Origin of the sequence: Arthrobacter sp. UNCCL28, from assembly GCF_900102805.1 — a bacterium.
GTDB classification, from domain to species: domain Bacteria; phylum Actinomycetota; class Actinomycetes; order Actinomycetales; family Micrococcaceae; genus Arthrobacter; species Arthrobacter nicotinovorans_A.
In genome coordinates this window covers 550,167-564,406 of sequence record NZ_FMWE01000003.1, presented here as the reverse complement: position 1 = coordinate 564,406, position 14,240 = coordinate 550,167, and the positions used below count along the sequence as shown (strand labels likewise).

Below are 14,240 nucleotides of genomic sequence, written 5' to 3'. Positions count from 1 at the left end.
TTTCCAGTCTAGTGAACCGAACGGACAGCCACGGCCACTTCACCGTCGCGGGCGCTCCTGCCGCCCCGGTGGGCGCTCCTGCTAGTCGACGGATTTGCTCTGGTTGTAGCTTGCAGACCGGTCCTGGCCGCTGAGCAGGGCGATGGCATCCATGATTTTGTCTGTTACTTCACGTCGCGCCGGAAGCGAGTGGTCCGGACCCGTCTTATCGAAATAGAGTGGCTCGCCCACCTTCATGGTGAAGTGCTGCGGGCGCACCGCGTTCTTGTCCGCCGGTTGCAGTTTTTCTGTTCCGATCAGCCCCACGGGGATAACGGGAGCGCCGGTGGTCAGGGCAAGCCACCCCACGCCCGTGCGGCCGCGGTAGAGGATGCCGTCCCGGGACCGCGTGCCCTCGGGGTAAATACCGATCCCCTTTCCCGACTCCAGGATGTCCAGCAGTGTCTTGAGCGCTTGCACGCTGGCCGCTTGCTCGCCGCGTTCAACCGGAATGGAACCCACGGCCTCGAAGAATGACTTCATGACGGCGCCTTTGACGCCTTTGGTGGTGAAGTACTCGGCCTTGGCAAAGAAAGCGACCGGACGTGGCATCAGGGCCTGGACAATAACGCTGTCAAGGAATGACAGATGATTGGGAGCCACAATAAAGGGACCGTCCTGGGGAACGTTTTCCAACCCAATGACAGTAGGCCGGCACGTGGAGGAGATCAGTCCACGGGTAGTCCACCGGATCGCATCAAAGACTGCCATCGTTTTGTACCTCGCTCAGGGCCGTCGCACGGACAGCGTCAAGTTCTTCAATTTTGGTCCGCAATTCAACTGCGGTGTGCACAACAGCCACGGCGCCGGCTTCTTCGAGTTCTCCGTCCGGAGCGAATCCCCAGGAAACCCCGATGCAGTCCAGGCCGTTCGCCATGGCTCCTGCAACGTCCTGGTGCCTGTCGCCGACCATCACCGCAGGTTGGGAGTTCAGGTCCGACAAGGCTGCGCCAACAATTTCGATTTTGCCCGATGCCGTATTTGCTTCCAGGGACTCGTTGTCCGCTGCCCCACGGATGGAGACGAAGAAATCGGCAATGTGATGGTGCTCGAGGACAAGCCGGGCAATGGACTGCGGCTTCTGCGTAGCAACGGCCACAGCGCGGCCGGACGCAGCGAAGTATTGGAGGAGTTCGTAAATACCGGGGTAAAGCTTGCTCTGCCCAATACCGGTTTCCCTGTAATGGCGCCGGTACCGCTCAATGGTCTCGTTGACCAGCGCTTCGGGAACGTGTGCCAAATGCAGCAAGGAGTCGCTGAGCTTGGGACCCACCATGGAATTGAGCACGGCCTGCTCCGGAACAGGAAGGTCCATTTCACGGAGGGCCGCAGAGATTCCTCCCGTGATACCGCCTGCGGGATCGACAAGGGTGCCGTCCAGATCGAATATTACGGGCACCGTTGTTTGAGTCACCGGGTTAGTTTCTCACGAGTAGCGGCATGCCTGAAACTCGCATGCCGCTACCGGAATACTTCTGGCGGCTAACCGAGAATTTCGGCCAGGAATGTCGCCGTGTGGCTGTCCTTGGATTTCGCAACCTGTTCGGGCGTTCCAGTGGCCACAATCTTTCCGCCGCCGGAACCACCGTTGGGCCCAAGGTCCACAATCCAGTCGGCCGACTTGATGACGTCCAGGTTGTGCTCGATGGTAATCACCGTGTTGCCTTTGTCCACCAGGCCCTGGAGCACCATGAGCAGCTTCCTGATGTCCTCAAAATGCAAACCCGTGGTGGGTTCGTCAAGGACATAGATGCTGCGACCGTTCGAGCGCTTCTGCAATTCAGCAGCAAGCTTCACCCGCTGGGCCTCGCCACCGGAAAGCGTGGTGGCCGGCTGTCCCAAACGCACGTAGCCCAGTCCCACGTCCACCAAGGTCTTCAAATGGCGCGCAATCGGCGTGAAGGCCGCGAAGAACTCCGCACCCTCCTCAATGGGCATATTGAGGACATCGGCGATGGTCTTGCCCTTGTAATGGACTTCAAGGGTTTCCCGGTTATACCGGGCTCCATGGCAGACCTCACAAGGAACGTAGACGTCCGGAAGGAAGTTCATCTCGATCTTCAACGTGCCGTCGCCTGAACAGGCCTCGCAGCGACCGCCCTTGACATTGAACGAGAAGCGGCCGGGCTGATACCCGCGCACCTTGGCTTCGGTGGTCTCGGCGAAGAGCTTGCGGATGTTGTCAAACACCCCCGTGTACGTTGCCGGGTTGGAACGGGGCGTGCGGCCAATGGGACTTTGATCAACGTGGACCACCTTGTCCAGATGTTCCAGTCCCGCCACGGTCCGGTGCCGCCCGGCCACTTGCTTGGCCCCGTTGAGCTTGTTGGCGAGGACCTTGTAGAGGATCTCGTTGACCAGCGTGGACTTGCCGGAGCCGCTGACGCCGGTTACCGCTGTAAAGAGCCCCAGCGGGAACGTGGCATCAACGTTGTCGAGGTTGTTCTCACGGGCACCAACAACTTTCAGCTCCCGCTTTTTGTCGTACTTTCGGCGCTTGGCGGGAACATCGATCTTCCGACGCCCCGAAAGGTAATCACCCGTGAGGGAATCGGTGTTCTCCAGCAGTTCCTTGTAGGTGCCCGAATGCACCACCTGGCCGCCGTGCTCACCGGCACCCGGTCCAATGTCCACCACCCAGTCAGCCTCGTGGATGGTGTCTTCGTCGTGCTCCACCACAATGAGGGTGTTGCCGAGGTCCCGGAGACGGGTGAGTGTCTCGATGAGTCGTCGGTTGTCGCGCTGGTGAAGGCCGATGGAGGGCTCGTCAAGAACATAGAGGACACCCACCAGGCCTGAGCCGATCTGTGTTGCCAGCCGGATGCGCTGGGCCTCTCCACCGGACAAGGTTCCCGAGGGACGTTCGAGGTTGAGGTATTCCAGTCCCACATCCAGGAGGAAGGTCAGGCGGGCCTGGATCTCCTTCAGCACCTGGTTGGCGATCTGTGCTTCCCTGTTGGTGAGGGTCAAGCTGCCCAGGAACTCAGCGCACTCCCGCATGGGCAAAGCCGCAACTGCGGCAATGGACTTGCCATTGATCAGCACTGACAAGGACGCCGGGTTCAAGCGCGCACCGTTGCACTCAGGGCAGGGGATCTGGCGCATGTACTCTTCGTACCGGTCACGGGCCCAATCGGAATCGGTTTCGCCGTGCTTGCGGTGGACGTACTGAATTGCACCCTCAAAGCCCGTGCTGTATTTGCGCTCACGGCCAAAGCGGTTCTTGTACTGGACAACAACTTTGTGGTCCTTGCCGTGCAATACGGTGTTCCGGACTTCCTTGGACAGCTTTTCCCAAGGAGTCTTCATGGAGAATCCGAGCTCGTGGGCCAAGCCCTCAAGCAGCCGGTTCCAGTATTCGGTAGTTGCCGTGCCAAGGGACCATGGGGCAATGGCGCCCTCACCCAAGGACAGCTCAGGGTTGGGGACGATGAGTTCCTCGTCCACCTCCAGCTTGGTGCCGATGCCGCTGCACGCCGAGCAAGCACCGAAGGGGTTGTTGAAGGAGAAGGAGCGCGGCTCGATCTCGTCGATCGCCAAAGGGTGCTCGTTGGGGCACGCCAGATTTTCGGAGAAAGCGCGAATGCGGCCGGGATCCCCGGCCTCGAGATCCACGAATTCAACAAGGACGCGGCCTTCAGCCAGGCCAAGAGCGGTTTCCACGGAGTCAGTGAGACGCTGGCTGATGTCGTCCTTGACCACCAAGCGGTCAACCACCACCTCAATGGTGTGCTTGAACTGCTTGCCCAGCTTGGGTGGATCGCTCAATTGAACGAGGTCGCCGTCCACGCGGGCACGCGAATACCCCTTGGCGGTCAACTCCTTGAAGAGATCAACGAACTCGCCCTTGCGTCCACGGACCACGGGAGCGAGGACCTGGAAGCGCGTGCCCGTCTCAAGCTCCAGGAGCTGGTCCACGATCTGCTGGGGCGTCTGCCGTGCGATGGGTTCCCCGCAAACAGGGCAGTGAGGGCGGCCCACGCGGGCCCAGAGCAACCGCATGTAGTCATAGATCTCCGTGATGGTGCCCACCGTGGAGCGCGGGTTCTTGCTGGTGGACTTCTGGTCGATGGAGACCGCGGGCGACAGGCCTTCGATGAAGTCGACATCAGGCTTGTCAACCTGGCCAAGGAACTGGCGGGCGTAGGCCGAGAGTGATTCGACGTAGCGTCGCTGCCCTTCGGCAAAGATGGTGTCAAAGGCCAGTGAGGACTTCCCGGAGCCTGAGAGCCCTGTGAAGACGATCATGGCATCACGGGGAAGGTCGAGGTCCACGTTGCGCAGATTGTGTTCCCGGGCGCCCTTGACCACGAGCCGCGAAAGGTCGGGCCTCGCGGGTTTGGTATCAGGAACGACGGGAACGCTGTTGGCGGATTCGATGGCGGTATCTTCAGCTAAGGCTTTGGGCACTCACCAATGCTAATCGAAAACTTCTTCGAATTTCCATGTCGTGCCTCACATGCTACTGATCGGTATCAATCAGCGTCGTATGCTGCGGCTAAAAGCTGGACGGCCTCAGCGAACGAAGCGCCCTGGGCTTTGGCAGCAGCGGCGTACTGCCCCGCTACCTCGGCCAGGGCTCCCCAGCGATCGTCCCGGGCGCAGACCACCGTGCCGTTACGGCCCCGCGTTGCCACGACGCCCGCGGCCTCGAGTTCTTTATAGGCCCGCGCCACGGTGTGCGGCGCGACATCCAGCACACCGGCCAGGTTGCGCACAGGTGGCAGCTTGGCCCCCACCGCAAGGACACCCGAGTCTGCAAGTTCAATGATCCGCAGCCGCAACTGTTCAAAGAGGGCGACGGCGCTGGTGGTGTTGGGGCGCCAGCTGCCGGGAAATTCGCCTGAGGGAGTCACGAGGAGCTCCGCCCGGGTGCCGGAAGGAGGCGGGGCATCTGTTCTTCGAAGCGTCCTTGGTCCATGCCGAGAATTAGACCAGCGACGACGACACTGGACAAGCCATGACGTAAGCCATGACTAAAGCTGCAACCGTATCCGCGCCGTGGCAGGTTGCCCAGGCAGTGGCCCGGGAAGATCGCACCCTTCCGGCGCGGGGCGTGCAACGCCATCACGGGTTCTTCCGTGCCACGGCAAAAATGCGCCGGAACGGATAGACGGTTCCGTGGCGTGTGGCTGGATAGGCCTCGCGCAGCATCGCGGCGTACTCCGTCTCGAAGACGGCGGCTTCTTCGCCGGATAATGCCGCCAGCACGGGCCGGAGCCCGGTCCCGCGGACCCACTCCAAGACCGGGTCTGCGCCGGGCAGCACTTGCTGGTAGGTGGTCTCCCAGGCGTCAGCCGAGCATCCGGCGTCGAGCATTCTTTCCAAGTAGTCCGCAGGGCTGCCTACGGCGCCCTCATGCCGGAGGACTCCGCCGAGCTTGTCTGCCCACCGGAGTGTTTCAGCCAGTTGCCGCATCAACGTGTGGGAGGGGGACGTGAAATTTCCCGGAACCTGCAAGGCAAACCATGCCCCTGGCTTCAACGCATCCAGCCAGCCGGCCAGCATGTCCATATGGCCCGGCACCCACTGCAAGGCTGCATTGGTGACAACCACATCCGTATCAGCTTCGGGTTGCCACTGGGCGATGTCGCCCTGCATGAATTCCAGGTTGTTGAACCGTTGCCTCAGTTGGCGCGCTTTGCCGAGCATCTCCGCCGAAGCGTCGACGCCCACAACATGGGCGTCCGGCCAGCGTTCGGTGAGAGTGGCCGTCAGGTTCCCAGGCCCGCAGCCCAGGTCCACCACCCTCTGCGGCGCAGAGGACTGGACCCTCGCGACGAGGTCGTGGAACGGACGGTCCCGATGGTTTCCAAACTCCACATACTTGGACGGATCCCACTTCATCAAAGCCTCCTCGCATCTGCCACCTCTGCTGGGGCGAGCCTAAACCGTCCGGGCACTAAGCTGGAAACCAATGAAACTTCTTGAGCAGCTTCCCGGTTCCAGCGCAGACGGTCCCCTGGACCCGGACGAAATCTACACACGGTTCGTGGAGTGGACCGGGAGCCGCGGCCTGGAGCTGTACCCCGCCCAGGACGAAGCGATCATGGAGCTTGCCTCCGGAGCGAACGTCATCCTGGCCACCCCCACTGGTTCGGGAAAGTCGCTGGTTGCCATTGCAGCGCATTTCGAAGCAATGGCACGGGGCCAGCGGAGCTACTACACGGCCCCGATCAAGGCGCTGGTGTCCGAGAAGTTCTTCGCCCTCTGTGACATTTTTGGTGCGGAAAACGTGGGGATGATTACCGGTGATTCCGGTGTCAACCAAGACGCCCCCATCATCTGCTGCACCGCTGAAATCCTCGCCAACATCGCCCTGCGTGAAGGCTCAATGGCGGAGCTTGGCTCGGTGGTGATGGACGAGTTCCACTTTTACTCGGACCCGCAGCGCGGCTGGGCATGGCAGGTTCCCTTGCTGGAACTCCCCCAGGCGCAATTCCTCTTGATGTCCGCGACACTGGGCGACGTCACGCGTTTCGAAACCGGACTGACGGAGCTGACCGGCCGGCCCACCACCACGGTGAGCTCTGCGGAACGACCCATTCCGCTGCACTACTACTACCACCTGACACCGGTCCACGAGAGCCTGGAAGAACTGCTGTCCACTAAACAGGTCCCGGTGTACGTGGTTCATTTCAGCCAGGCCGAGGCCATTGAGCGGGCCCAGAACCTTATGAGCATCAACATGTGCAGCCGTGCTGAAAAGGACCGGATTGCTGAGCTCATTGCTGGTTTCCGGTTCGCCGCAGGCTTCGGAAAGACCCTCAACAGGCTGGTCCGCCACGGCATCGGGGTGCACCACGCAGGCATGCTCCCCAAATACCGGCGCTTGGTGGAACAACTGGCCCAGGCCGGGCTGCTGAAAGTCATCTGCGGTACGGACACCTTGGGAGTGGGCATCAACGTGCCCATCCGGACAGTGCTGTTGACTGCTTTGAGCAAGTACGACGGCGTACGCACCAGGTCGCTTAACTCACGTGAGTTCCACCAGATTGCCGGACGGGCCGGACGTGCCGGATACGACACCGCCGGAACAGTGGTGGTGCAGGCTCCTGAGCATGTGGTGGAAAACACGAAGGCCATGGCCAAGGCGACGGCAAAGTTTGGCGATGACCAGAAGAAATTGCGCCAGGTGGTGAAGAAGAAGCCTCCGGAGGGATTCGTTTCCTGGGGCGAGCCTACGTTCAAGCGGCTGGTGGAATCCGTTCCCGAGCCACTGACCTCCAGTTTCACGGTGACGCATGCGATGCTCCTGAACCTCATGGAACGCCCTGGTGATCCGTTCCAGGCAACCCGCCGATTGCTCAGCGAGAACCACGAGAGCCGTCCGGCCCAGCTCAAGCTCATGAAGAAGGCCCTGGGCATTTACCGTGAGCTGCTGGCCGCGGGAGTGGTTGAACGTATCCCGGAGGAGGAGCAGGAAGCCGAGGGCCGTTCCGTGCGCCTCACGGTGCACCTCCAGGCGAATTTCGCACTGAACCAGCCGCTCTCCCCCTTCGCCTTGGCCGCCTTGGAGTTGCTGGATCCCGAGTCGCCGTCCTACGCGCTGGACGTGGTATCCGTCATCGAGTCAACTCTGGAAAAGCCCCGCCAGATCCTTTCAGCGCAGCAGAAGAAGGCGCGCGGCGAGGCGGTTGCAGCGATGAAAGCCGACGGAATTGAGTACGACCAGCGGATGGCCATGCTCGATGAAGTCACCTACCCCATGCCCTTGGCGGAGATTCTGGGCGAGGCCTTTGAGGTCTACCGCAAAGCTGCCCCGTGGGTTGGCGACTTCGAACTGGCTCCGAAATCGATCATCCGGGACATGTATGAACGTGCCATGAACTTTGGTGAGTTCGTGCAGTTCTATGGCTTGGCCCGCTCGGAGGGTATCGTCCTGCGTTACCTGGCGGACGGGTTCCGCGCACTGCGCCAGACGGTTCCCCAGGATTTGCTGCGTGAGGACCTGGAAGACCTGATTGCCTGGCTGGGCGAACTGGTCCGCCAGGTCGATTCCAGCCTGCTGGATGAGTGGGAAGAGCTGACCTCGGGGCTCGCCCCCACACCCCATGACGCTCCCCCGCCACCGCCGCCGCTCCTGACCTCCAACATCCGTGCCTTCCGGGTGATGGTCCGGAACGAACTGTTCCGAAGGGTTGAGCTTTTCGCGGACGAGGACTCCGCTGCGTTGGGGGAACTCGACGGTGACGCAGGTTGGGAAGCCGGGCGCTGGGAAGAGGCCCTTGATGACTACTTCGACGAACACGACGACATTGGCACTGGCCCGGACGCCCGTGGACCAGGACTGCTCATCATCACCGAAGAACCGGGCACCTGGAAGGTCCGGCAAATCTTCGACGATCCCGCCGGGAACCATGATTGGGGAATCTCCGCCGAGGTGGACTTGGCGGCTTCTGACGAGACCGGTACCGCAGTGGTCCGGGTGACAAACGTCAACAGGCTGTAGGTTTGCCGCCGTGGAACCTGTTCCGGACCTGACCGCCAGCCTTCGGCACCTGGAATCCTTCAGTGCGGCAGAACGTGCTGCCGTCCCCGGTCCGCGCCGGTGGTGGGGCGGCAGCCTGGACGTCGAAGGGCTGGCTTTGGGGTCGGTCCAGGCCGCAGCCGCGGCGCTTGAATCATTGACGGGTTCCCCCGGCCGGTACTCGATGTCAGCACAGCTGACGGCCGCTTCGTTTGATTCATTGGGGTACCTCCGGATCTCGGGCCGGAAGGCCCAGGGATTTGTCCCGATGTCCGGATTCCGGCCCACCGGGGACGGCTGGATCCGCCTGCACGCCAACTACCCCCATCACGCGGAGCGTTTGATGAAGGCACTGAGGGCCGCTACGCCTGATGACCTGGACAGGGTCCTGCTTTCCATGTCGGCCCTGGAGGCAGAGGAGGCTGTCACCTCGGCGGAAGGTGTGGCTGCAGCCGTCCGCTCAAGGGCAGAGTGGAAAGCCACGGCCATGCACCCGGCGGCAAGCTTCGGTCCTTGGATCCGGTTCAGCCGTCCATCGGCGTCGGGCGAAAGTCCACGGCCGTCGTCGTGGATTCCCTCAAAGCAAGCAACGCGGCCTCTGGCCGGACTCAGAGTGCTGGACCTGACGCGCGTTATAGCCGGCCCCACGGCCACCCGTTTGCTGGGCGCCCTGGGTGCCGATGTCCTGCGGATCGATCCGCCCCACCTTCCTGAGCTCACGGATGCCTTTGTTGACTCCGGCTTTGATAAGCGCAGCGCCGTAGCTGACCTCAAAGATCCAGCGGTCCTGGAGCGGGTCCGCGGCTTGCTCGCCACCGCCGACGTCGTGGTGACCGGCTACCGCCAGGGCGGGCTGGATGGGTTCGGTTTCAGCCCTGAGGGGATGCTGGCGGCCAGGCCCGATCTCGTGGCAGTGACATTGAGCGCCTGGGGCACCACGGGACCGTGGAGCGGGCGGCGGGGCTTCGACAGTCTGGTCCAGGCCGCCTGCGGGATCGCGGAGCAGTGCGGAAGCGACGACGGCGGGTGGAGGCCAGGAGCGCTGCCTGTCCAAGCGCTGGATCACGCGACGGGATATGGAATCGTCGCCGCTGTGCTGGCTCTTCTGTCGGAACGCCTCCGCACCGGATTGGGAGGAGCTGCGCATCTTTCCCTGGCCCGCACCGCGGAGGAACTCTTCCGCCTGCCGCCGCCCGGCTCCGAAATCCCTGCCCGTTCACTTGCCGTCCCTGACCTGCACGTGGCGGAAAGCCCCTATGGTCCGCTGCACTTTGCAGGACCGCCCTTGACCGTTGACGGCGTGCCACTTCAGTACAGGAGAACTCCGGTGCAGTACGGAACTTCGGCGCTGGCCTGGAGTAGCTGAAACCTTGCAGCGGCCGGCAGGGCTCCCCTAGTAAGCTCGAAGCCATGAGTGAAATCCGCCCAGCCACTGTTGACGACGTCCCTGCCATCCTCCGGATGATCCATGACCTTGCGATCTACGAGAAGGAACCGGACGCCGTTAAGAACACCCCGGCCATGCTCACCGAAGTTCTCTTCGGCGAGAACCCCCGCGTTTTTGCCACCATCGCGGAAAACAGCGCCGGTACAGTCCAGGGCTTCGCCCTCTGGTTCCTGAACTATTCCACCTGGGAAGGCGTTCACGGCATCTACCTCGAAGACCTCTACGTGGTTCCCGACGCCCGTGGCGAGGGCCACGGCAAGGCATTGCTGCAGTATCTGGCAGCCACTGCCGTCGAACGTGGCTATGCCCGCGTGGAATGGAGTGTCCTGGACTGGAACGAACCCTCCATTAACTTCTACAAGAACCTGGGCGCTTTCCCGATGGATGGATGGTCCACCTTCCGACTGACCGGGGAGGCACTCGAGGCCTTCGGCACGAAAACCGGCCAGGCCGACGGGGTACTTGCCCGTGGCTGAGCAGATCGACGTCAGGCAGGCGCACGGGCAGGCTGCCGGGATGCACAGGGTTTCCGCCCGTCATGAGTTCCGTGGCCTGCGGACCACCGAGCATTACTTCACTGTTCCCCTGGTGCACGTACCCGGGGAACCGGCCAACGCGGGCGAGACCATCACAGTCTTTGCCAGGGAGTACTCATCCACCGGGCACACGGCTGAGGAAGCCGAAAAATTGCCGTGGTTGCTGTTTCTTCAAGGAGGTCCGGGCGGCCGTGGCAACAGGGTCACCTCGTTGTCGGGCTGGATGAAGGCGGCTGCGAAGGACTTCCGGATCCTGATGCTCGACCAACGGGGCACGGGATTGTCCACGCCCGTCGAACACAAGTCACTTGAACTCCGTGGCGACGCCGCGGCGCAAGCCGAATATTTGACGCACTTCCGCGCCGATTCGATCATCGCTGACTGCGAATTGATCAGGGGCGTACTGGGCTCCGGCCCGTGGTCAGTACTGGGCCAGAGTTTTGGTGGATTCTGCGCGCTGACCTATTTGTCTTTCGCTCCGGAGGGGCTTCGCGAGGTCCTCATCACGGGCGGCCTGGCTCCCCTGCACGGTTCTGCGGACCGGGTATACCAGGCCACGTTCGGCCGTGTTGCTGCGCGCAATGCCGAGTACTTCTCCTGGTACCCGGAAGACCGGGACAGGGTCACCCGGATCGCCCGGCACCTGGACAGCCAGGACGAGTTCCTCTCCAGCGGCGAAAAGCTCACGGCCGCCCGGTTCCAGATGGTCGGGTCATTCCTCGGCGGCAACACCCGCGTGGATGCCCTCCACTACCTCCTGGAGGACGCCTTCATAGACACTCCGTCCGGGCCACGCCTGTCCGAAACATTCCTTGAACAAGTGCGCGGCCTCGTCAGCCGCGCCGCCAATCCGCTCTACGCCGTACTGCATGAGTCCATCTACGCGCAGGGCCAGGCCACCAACTGGGCCGCGTGGCGGGTGCTGGAGGACCATCCGGGCTTCAAGCCCGACGCCACTGAGCCGTTGCTCACCGGTGAAATGGTCTACCCGTGGTATTTCGACCAGGATCCTGCCTTGGTGCCGCTGCGGGAAGTGGCCGAACAGTTGGCCGCCAAGATGGACTGGAAGCCCTTGTACGACCCCGAGCGGCTGGCTGCAAACTCTGTGCCCGTGGCGGCCGCTGTGTACAAGGATGATATTTACGTCGACCACGATCTGTCGCTTGAAACGGCAGCTGCAGTCCGCGGACTCCAACTGTGGGTTACCGCGGACTTCCATCACGACGGCATCGGCGAAGACGGCGAGGGAATCTTTGCCCGTCTTCTGGGGATGGTCCGGGCTGTCCGCTAGGCCGACGGCTGAATGTCCGGCCCGGCTGAAGCCGGTGTCTTCCGTGCGGTCATAACCAGCGTCAAGGCAAGCACCAGTGCCGCCAGGATGCTGGAGGCAAGGTTCAACCCCTGGTAGCCGATCCACGCGAGCAGTAGACCGGAGGTGGCGCCGCCGATTGCGCCGGCGCCACCCATGAGGGTGTCCGAGACACCCTGGACGGTCACGCGGGAATCGGGAGCCACGCTTTCAGCCAGCAATGTTGAACCCGCGATGGTTGCCGCAGACCAGCCCAGGCCAAGCAGGACCAGCCCGGCAGTGACGAGTCCGGGCTCGTCCTGGCCAAACCCGGCAATGAACACAGCAACCAGCAGCAAACCATGGCCCATGGCGATGGTCTGCAGGCGGCCGGCTTTGTCGGTCAGCCAGCCCCACAGGGGCGAGAGGGCGAACATCCCCGCGATGTGGAGCGAAATCGTGAGCCCGATGACCACCAAGGCATCGGCGCTCCCGGTTGCTCCGCCATGGTGGCCCGCGTGGGAACCGCCCACCAGCTGCTGAAGATGCAGCGGTGTCATGGACATGACGGCCACCATGACCCCGTGCGCCGCCACTACGGCCGCTAGAGACAGCATTGCCAACGGAGATTGCCGCACGGCCCGCAGGCCCGAACGGATGGTACCCCTCACGGCAGGACCTCCCGTTCCGGTGTTGCCGGCTGCCTGGGCTGCCAGCTTCCGGGACAACAACAGCGGGTCAGGGCGCAGTCCCGCGAACAGCAAGATGGAAGCCAGGAGCAGGCCGGCGGCTGAAAACAGGAACGGACCGGCAATCGGCGGCAGGCCAAGGGCCGCCCCAACCACTGCCCCGGGCTGGATCAGGTTGGGCCCGGCGACAGCGCCGATGGTGATCGCCCAGACCACAGTGGACAGCGACCGCCCACGGTGCTCGGGTTCAGCGAGGTCGACGGCGGCGAATCTCGCCTGCAGGTTCGCGGCCGTGCCGAGGCCCAGGAACGCTGCACCCAGCAGAAGCAACAAGAAGGACTGGGCCACCACGGAAGCAATGATCAGCAGCGCCCCCATCATCGCTGCCATCAATCCGGTCACCAGGCCTGTGCGGCGTCCGCGGGTTTCCGCCAGCCGCGCAAGGGGCAAAGCCGCGATCGCAGCAGCCAACGTCAGCACTGTGGTGATGGAACCCGCCCACGCTTCTGAACCTGACAGGTCAACTGCCAGCAGGGAACCGATGGAAAGCGTGGCTCCGTTGCCGACCCCACTTAGCAGCTGTGCAGAACTGAGCAGAAAAACAGTACGGCGCTGGACCCTTTGTGGGTCCAGCGCCGTAGTTGAAGTGGTAGTCACTTCACGAGACTACAACTTTCCGGGGAGAGTTAGTCTGCCTCGCTCATGCTCTTTTTGGCATCCTCTTCCAGCCGGGCATCCAACTTGGCCTGCCGTGCCTGGGGGCTCAGGAGGCTGGCCACAACGGCAACGATGATGGTTCCCACAATGACCGCTAGAGAGACGTAGGTGGGAATCTCGGGAGCCCACTCGATGTGGTGGCCACCGTTGATGAACGGAAGCTCGTTGACGTGCATGGCGTGCAGGACCAGCTTGACGCCGATGAAGGCCAGGATCACGGACAGGGCGTGCTTCAGGTAGACCAGGCGTGTCATGAGTCCACCGAGGAGGAAGTACAGCTGGCGCAGGCCCATGAGCGCGAAGATGTTCGCTGTGAAGACGATAAATGCACTCTGGGTCAGGCCGAAGATCGCGGGGATGGAGTCCACTGCGAACAGGAGGTCAGTCAGGCCGATGGTCACGAAGACGATCAGCATGGGGGTGAAGACCTTCTTGCCGTCAACCACGGTGCGCAACTTGCCGCCGTCGAACTTCTCGGACATCGGAAGGACCTTGCGAAGGCGGGCGATCAGGGGGTTCTCAGCGCCCTCTTCTTCGTCTTCGCCGGAATCCTTGGCTTGCTTCCAGGCGGTCCACAGAAGGAAAGCGCCAAAGATGTAGAAGACCCAGCTGAACTGTTCGATGACCACAGCGCCGAGGGCGATGAAGATACCGCGAAGGATCAGGGCGATGATGATGCCCACCATCAGCACTTCCTGCTGGTACTTACGGGGCACCGAGAAGCGGGCCATGATGATGATGAAGACAAAGAGGTTGTCGATGCTCAGGCTGTACTCAGTGACCCAGCCGGCGACGAATTGTCCGCCGTACTCCGGGCCGGCAAAGAAGAACATGGCCACGGCGAACAGCAGGGCCAGGCCGACGTAGAAGCCGACCCACAGGCCGGCTTCCTTCATGGAAGGTTCGTGGGGGCGCTTGACGACCAACAGGAGGTCAATCAGCAAAATGATTCCGAGAACGACAAAGGAGCCGATCTCAAACCAGACGGGAAGCTGCATTAAAGGTGCCTTTCGCAGGGTACGGGAAAGCGGTGTAAGTCTCTCCGGCCTGCCAG

11 protein-coding genes are annotated in these 14,240 nt (G+C 62.4%); 4 read left to right on the top strand and 7 right to left on the bottom strand.

Annotated features, from left to right (window positions below; translation table 11 throughout):
• Positions 1 to 81: 81 nt before the first annotated feature.
• The 5 genes from BLQ01_RS11115 to BLQ01_RS11095 form a co-directional block, all read right to left on the bottom strand.
• Positions 82 to 750, bottom strand: coding sequence for a lysophospholipid acyltransferase family protein (locus BLQ01_RS11115; RefSeq protein WP_026546771.1), 669 nt, complete (start codon positions 748 to 750; stop codon positions 82 to 84).
• The gene (locus tag BLQ01_RS11110; protein WP_026546770.1) at positions 737 to 1,453 is read right to left on the bottom strand and encodes an HAD hydrolase-like protein; all 717 of its coding nucleotides are present in this window, start codon (positions 1,451 to 1,453) and stop codon (positions 737 to 739) included. Before BLQ01_RS11110 ends, BLQ01_RS11115 begins: the two co-directional genes overlap by 14 nt.
• 68 nt (positions 1,454 to 1,521) lie before the next feature.
• On the bottom strand, positions 1,522 to 4,449 hold the full coding sequence (uvrA, locus tag BLQ01_RS11105; protein ID WP_026546769.1) for an excinuclease ABC subunit UvrA: 2,928 nt from the start codon (positions 4,447 to 4,449) through the stop codon (positions 1,522 to 1,524).
• 65 nt (positions 4,450 to 4,514) lie between these two features.
• Positions 4,515 to 4,895: a GntR family transcriptional regulator gene (locus BLQ01_RS11100; protein ID WP_026540615.1), complete on the bottom strand. Its 381-nt coding sequence runs from the start codon at positions 4,893 to 4,895 to the stop codon at positions 4,515 to 4,517.
• 211 nt (positions 4,896 to 5,106) lie between these two features.
• Positions 5,107 to 5,886 (bottom strand): trans-aconitate 2-methyltransferase, encoded by a 780-nt coding sequence (locus BLQ01_RS11095; protein ID WP_091551770.1) that lies wholly within the window; start codon positions 5,884 to 5,886, stop codon positions 5,107 to 5,109.
• Positions 5,887 to 5,956: 70 nt separating this feature from the next.
• Here BLQ01_RS11095 and BLQ01_RS11090 point away from each other — a divergent pair, with 70 nt between their 5' ends.
• Genes BLQ01_RS11090 through BLQ01_RS11075 form a run of 4 tightly spaced genes read left to right on the top strand, consistent with a single transcriptional unit; the run spans position 5,957 to position 11,783 of the window.
• Positions 5,957 to 8,491 carry a DEAD/DEAH box helicase gene (locus tag BLQ01_RS11090; protein WP_091551769.1) on the top strand — a complete coding sequence of 845 codons (2,535 nt, stop codon included), beginning with the start codon at positions 5,957 to 5,959 and terminating at the stop codon, positions 8,489 to 8,491.
• A gap of 10 nt (positions 8,492 to 8,501) precedes the next feature.
• The gene (locus BLQ01_RS11085; protein WP_091551767.1) at positions 8,502 to 9,875 is read left to right on the top strand and encodes a CoA transferase; all 1,374 of its coding nucleotides are present in this window, start codon (positions 8,502 to 8,504) and stop codon (positions 9,873 to 9,875) included.
• Positions 9,876 to 9,919: 44 nt separating this feature from the next.
• On the top strand, positions 9,920 to 10,432 hold the full coding sequence (locus BLQ01_RS11080; protein ID WP_091551766.1) for a GNAT family N-acetyltransferase: 513 nt from the start codon (positions 9,920 to 9,922) through the stop codon (positions 10,430 to 10,432).
• A 40-nt stretch (positions 10,433 to 10,472) separates the two neighbouring features.
• Positions 10,473 to 11,783 carry an alpha/beta fold hydrolase gene (locus BLQ01_RS11075; RefSeq protein ID WP_091551994.1) on the top strand — a complete coding sequence of 437 codons (1,311 nt, stop codon included), beginning with the start codon at positions 10,473 to 10,475 and terminating at the stop codon, positions 11,781 to 11,783.
• On the opposite strand, the gene BLQ01_RS11070 is transcribed toward BLQ01_RS11075, so the two are convergent.
• On the bottom strand, positions 11,780 to 13,126 hold the full coding sequence (locus BLQ01_RS11070; protein ID WP_026540609.1) for an MFS transporter: 1,347 nt from the start codon (positions 13,124 to 13,126) through the stop codon (positions 11,780 to 11,782). The two genes, BLQ01_RS11075 and BLQ01_RS11070, sit on opposite strands and share 4 nt — an antisense overlap.
• 29 nt (positions 13,127 to 13,155) lie before the next feature.
• Positions 13,156 to 14,184, bottom strand: a complete 1,029-nt coding sequence (locus BLQ01_RS11065) for a TerC family protein (RefSeq protein WP_026540608.1) — start codon at positions 14,182 to 14,184, stop codon at positions 13,156 to 13,158.
• Positions 14,185 to 14,240: the final 56 nt, after the last annotated feature.

Coding starts and splice junctions, on each gene's coding strand:
- BLQ01_RS11065 (WP_026540608.1), bottom strand. CDS start 14,184: ATGCAGCTTCCCGTCTGGTTTGAGATCGGCTCCTTTGTCGTTCTCGGA.
- BLQ01_RS11095 (WP_091551770.1), bottom strand. CDS start 5,886: ATGAAGTGGGATCCGTCCAAGTATGTGGAGTTTGGAAACCATCGGGAC.
- BLQ01_RS11115 (WP_026546771.1), bottom strand. CDS start 750: ATGGCAGTCTTTGATGCGATCCGGTGGACTACCCGTGGACTGATCTCC.
- BLQ01_RS11090 (WP_091551769.1), top strand. CDS start 5,957: ATGAAACTTCTTGAGCAGCTTCCCGGTTCCAGCGCAGACGGTCCCCTG.
- BLQ01_RS11080 (WP_091551766.1), top strand. CDS start 9,920: ATGAGTGAAATCCGCCCAGCCACTGTTGACGACGTCCCTGCCATCCTC.
- BLQ01_RS11075 (WP_091551994.1), top strand. CDS start 10,473: ATGCACAGGGTTTCCGCCCGTCATGAGTTCCGTGGCCTGCGGACCACC.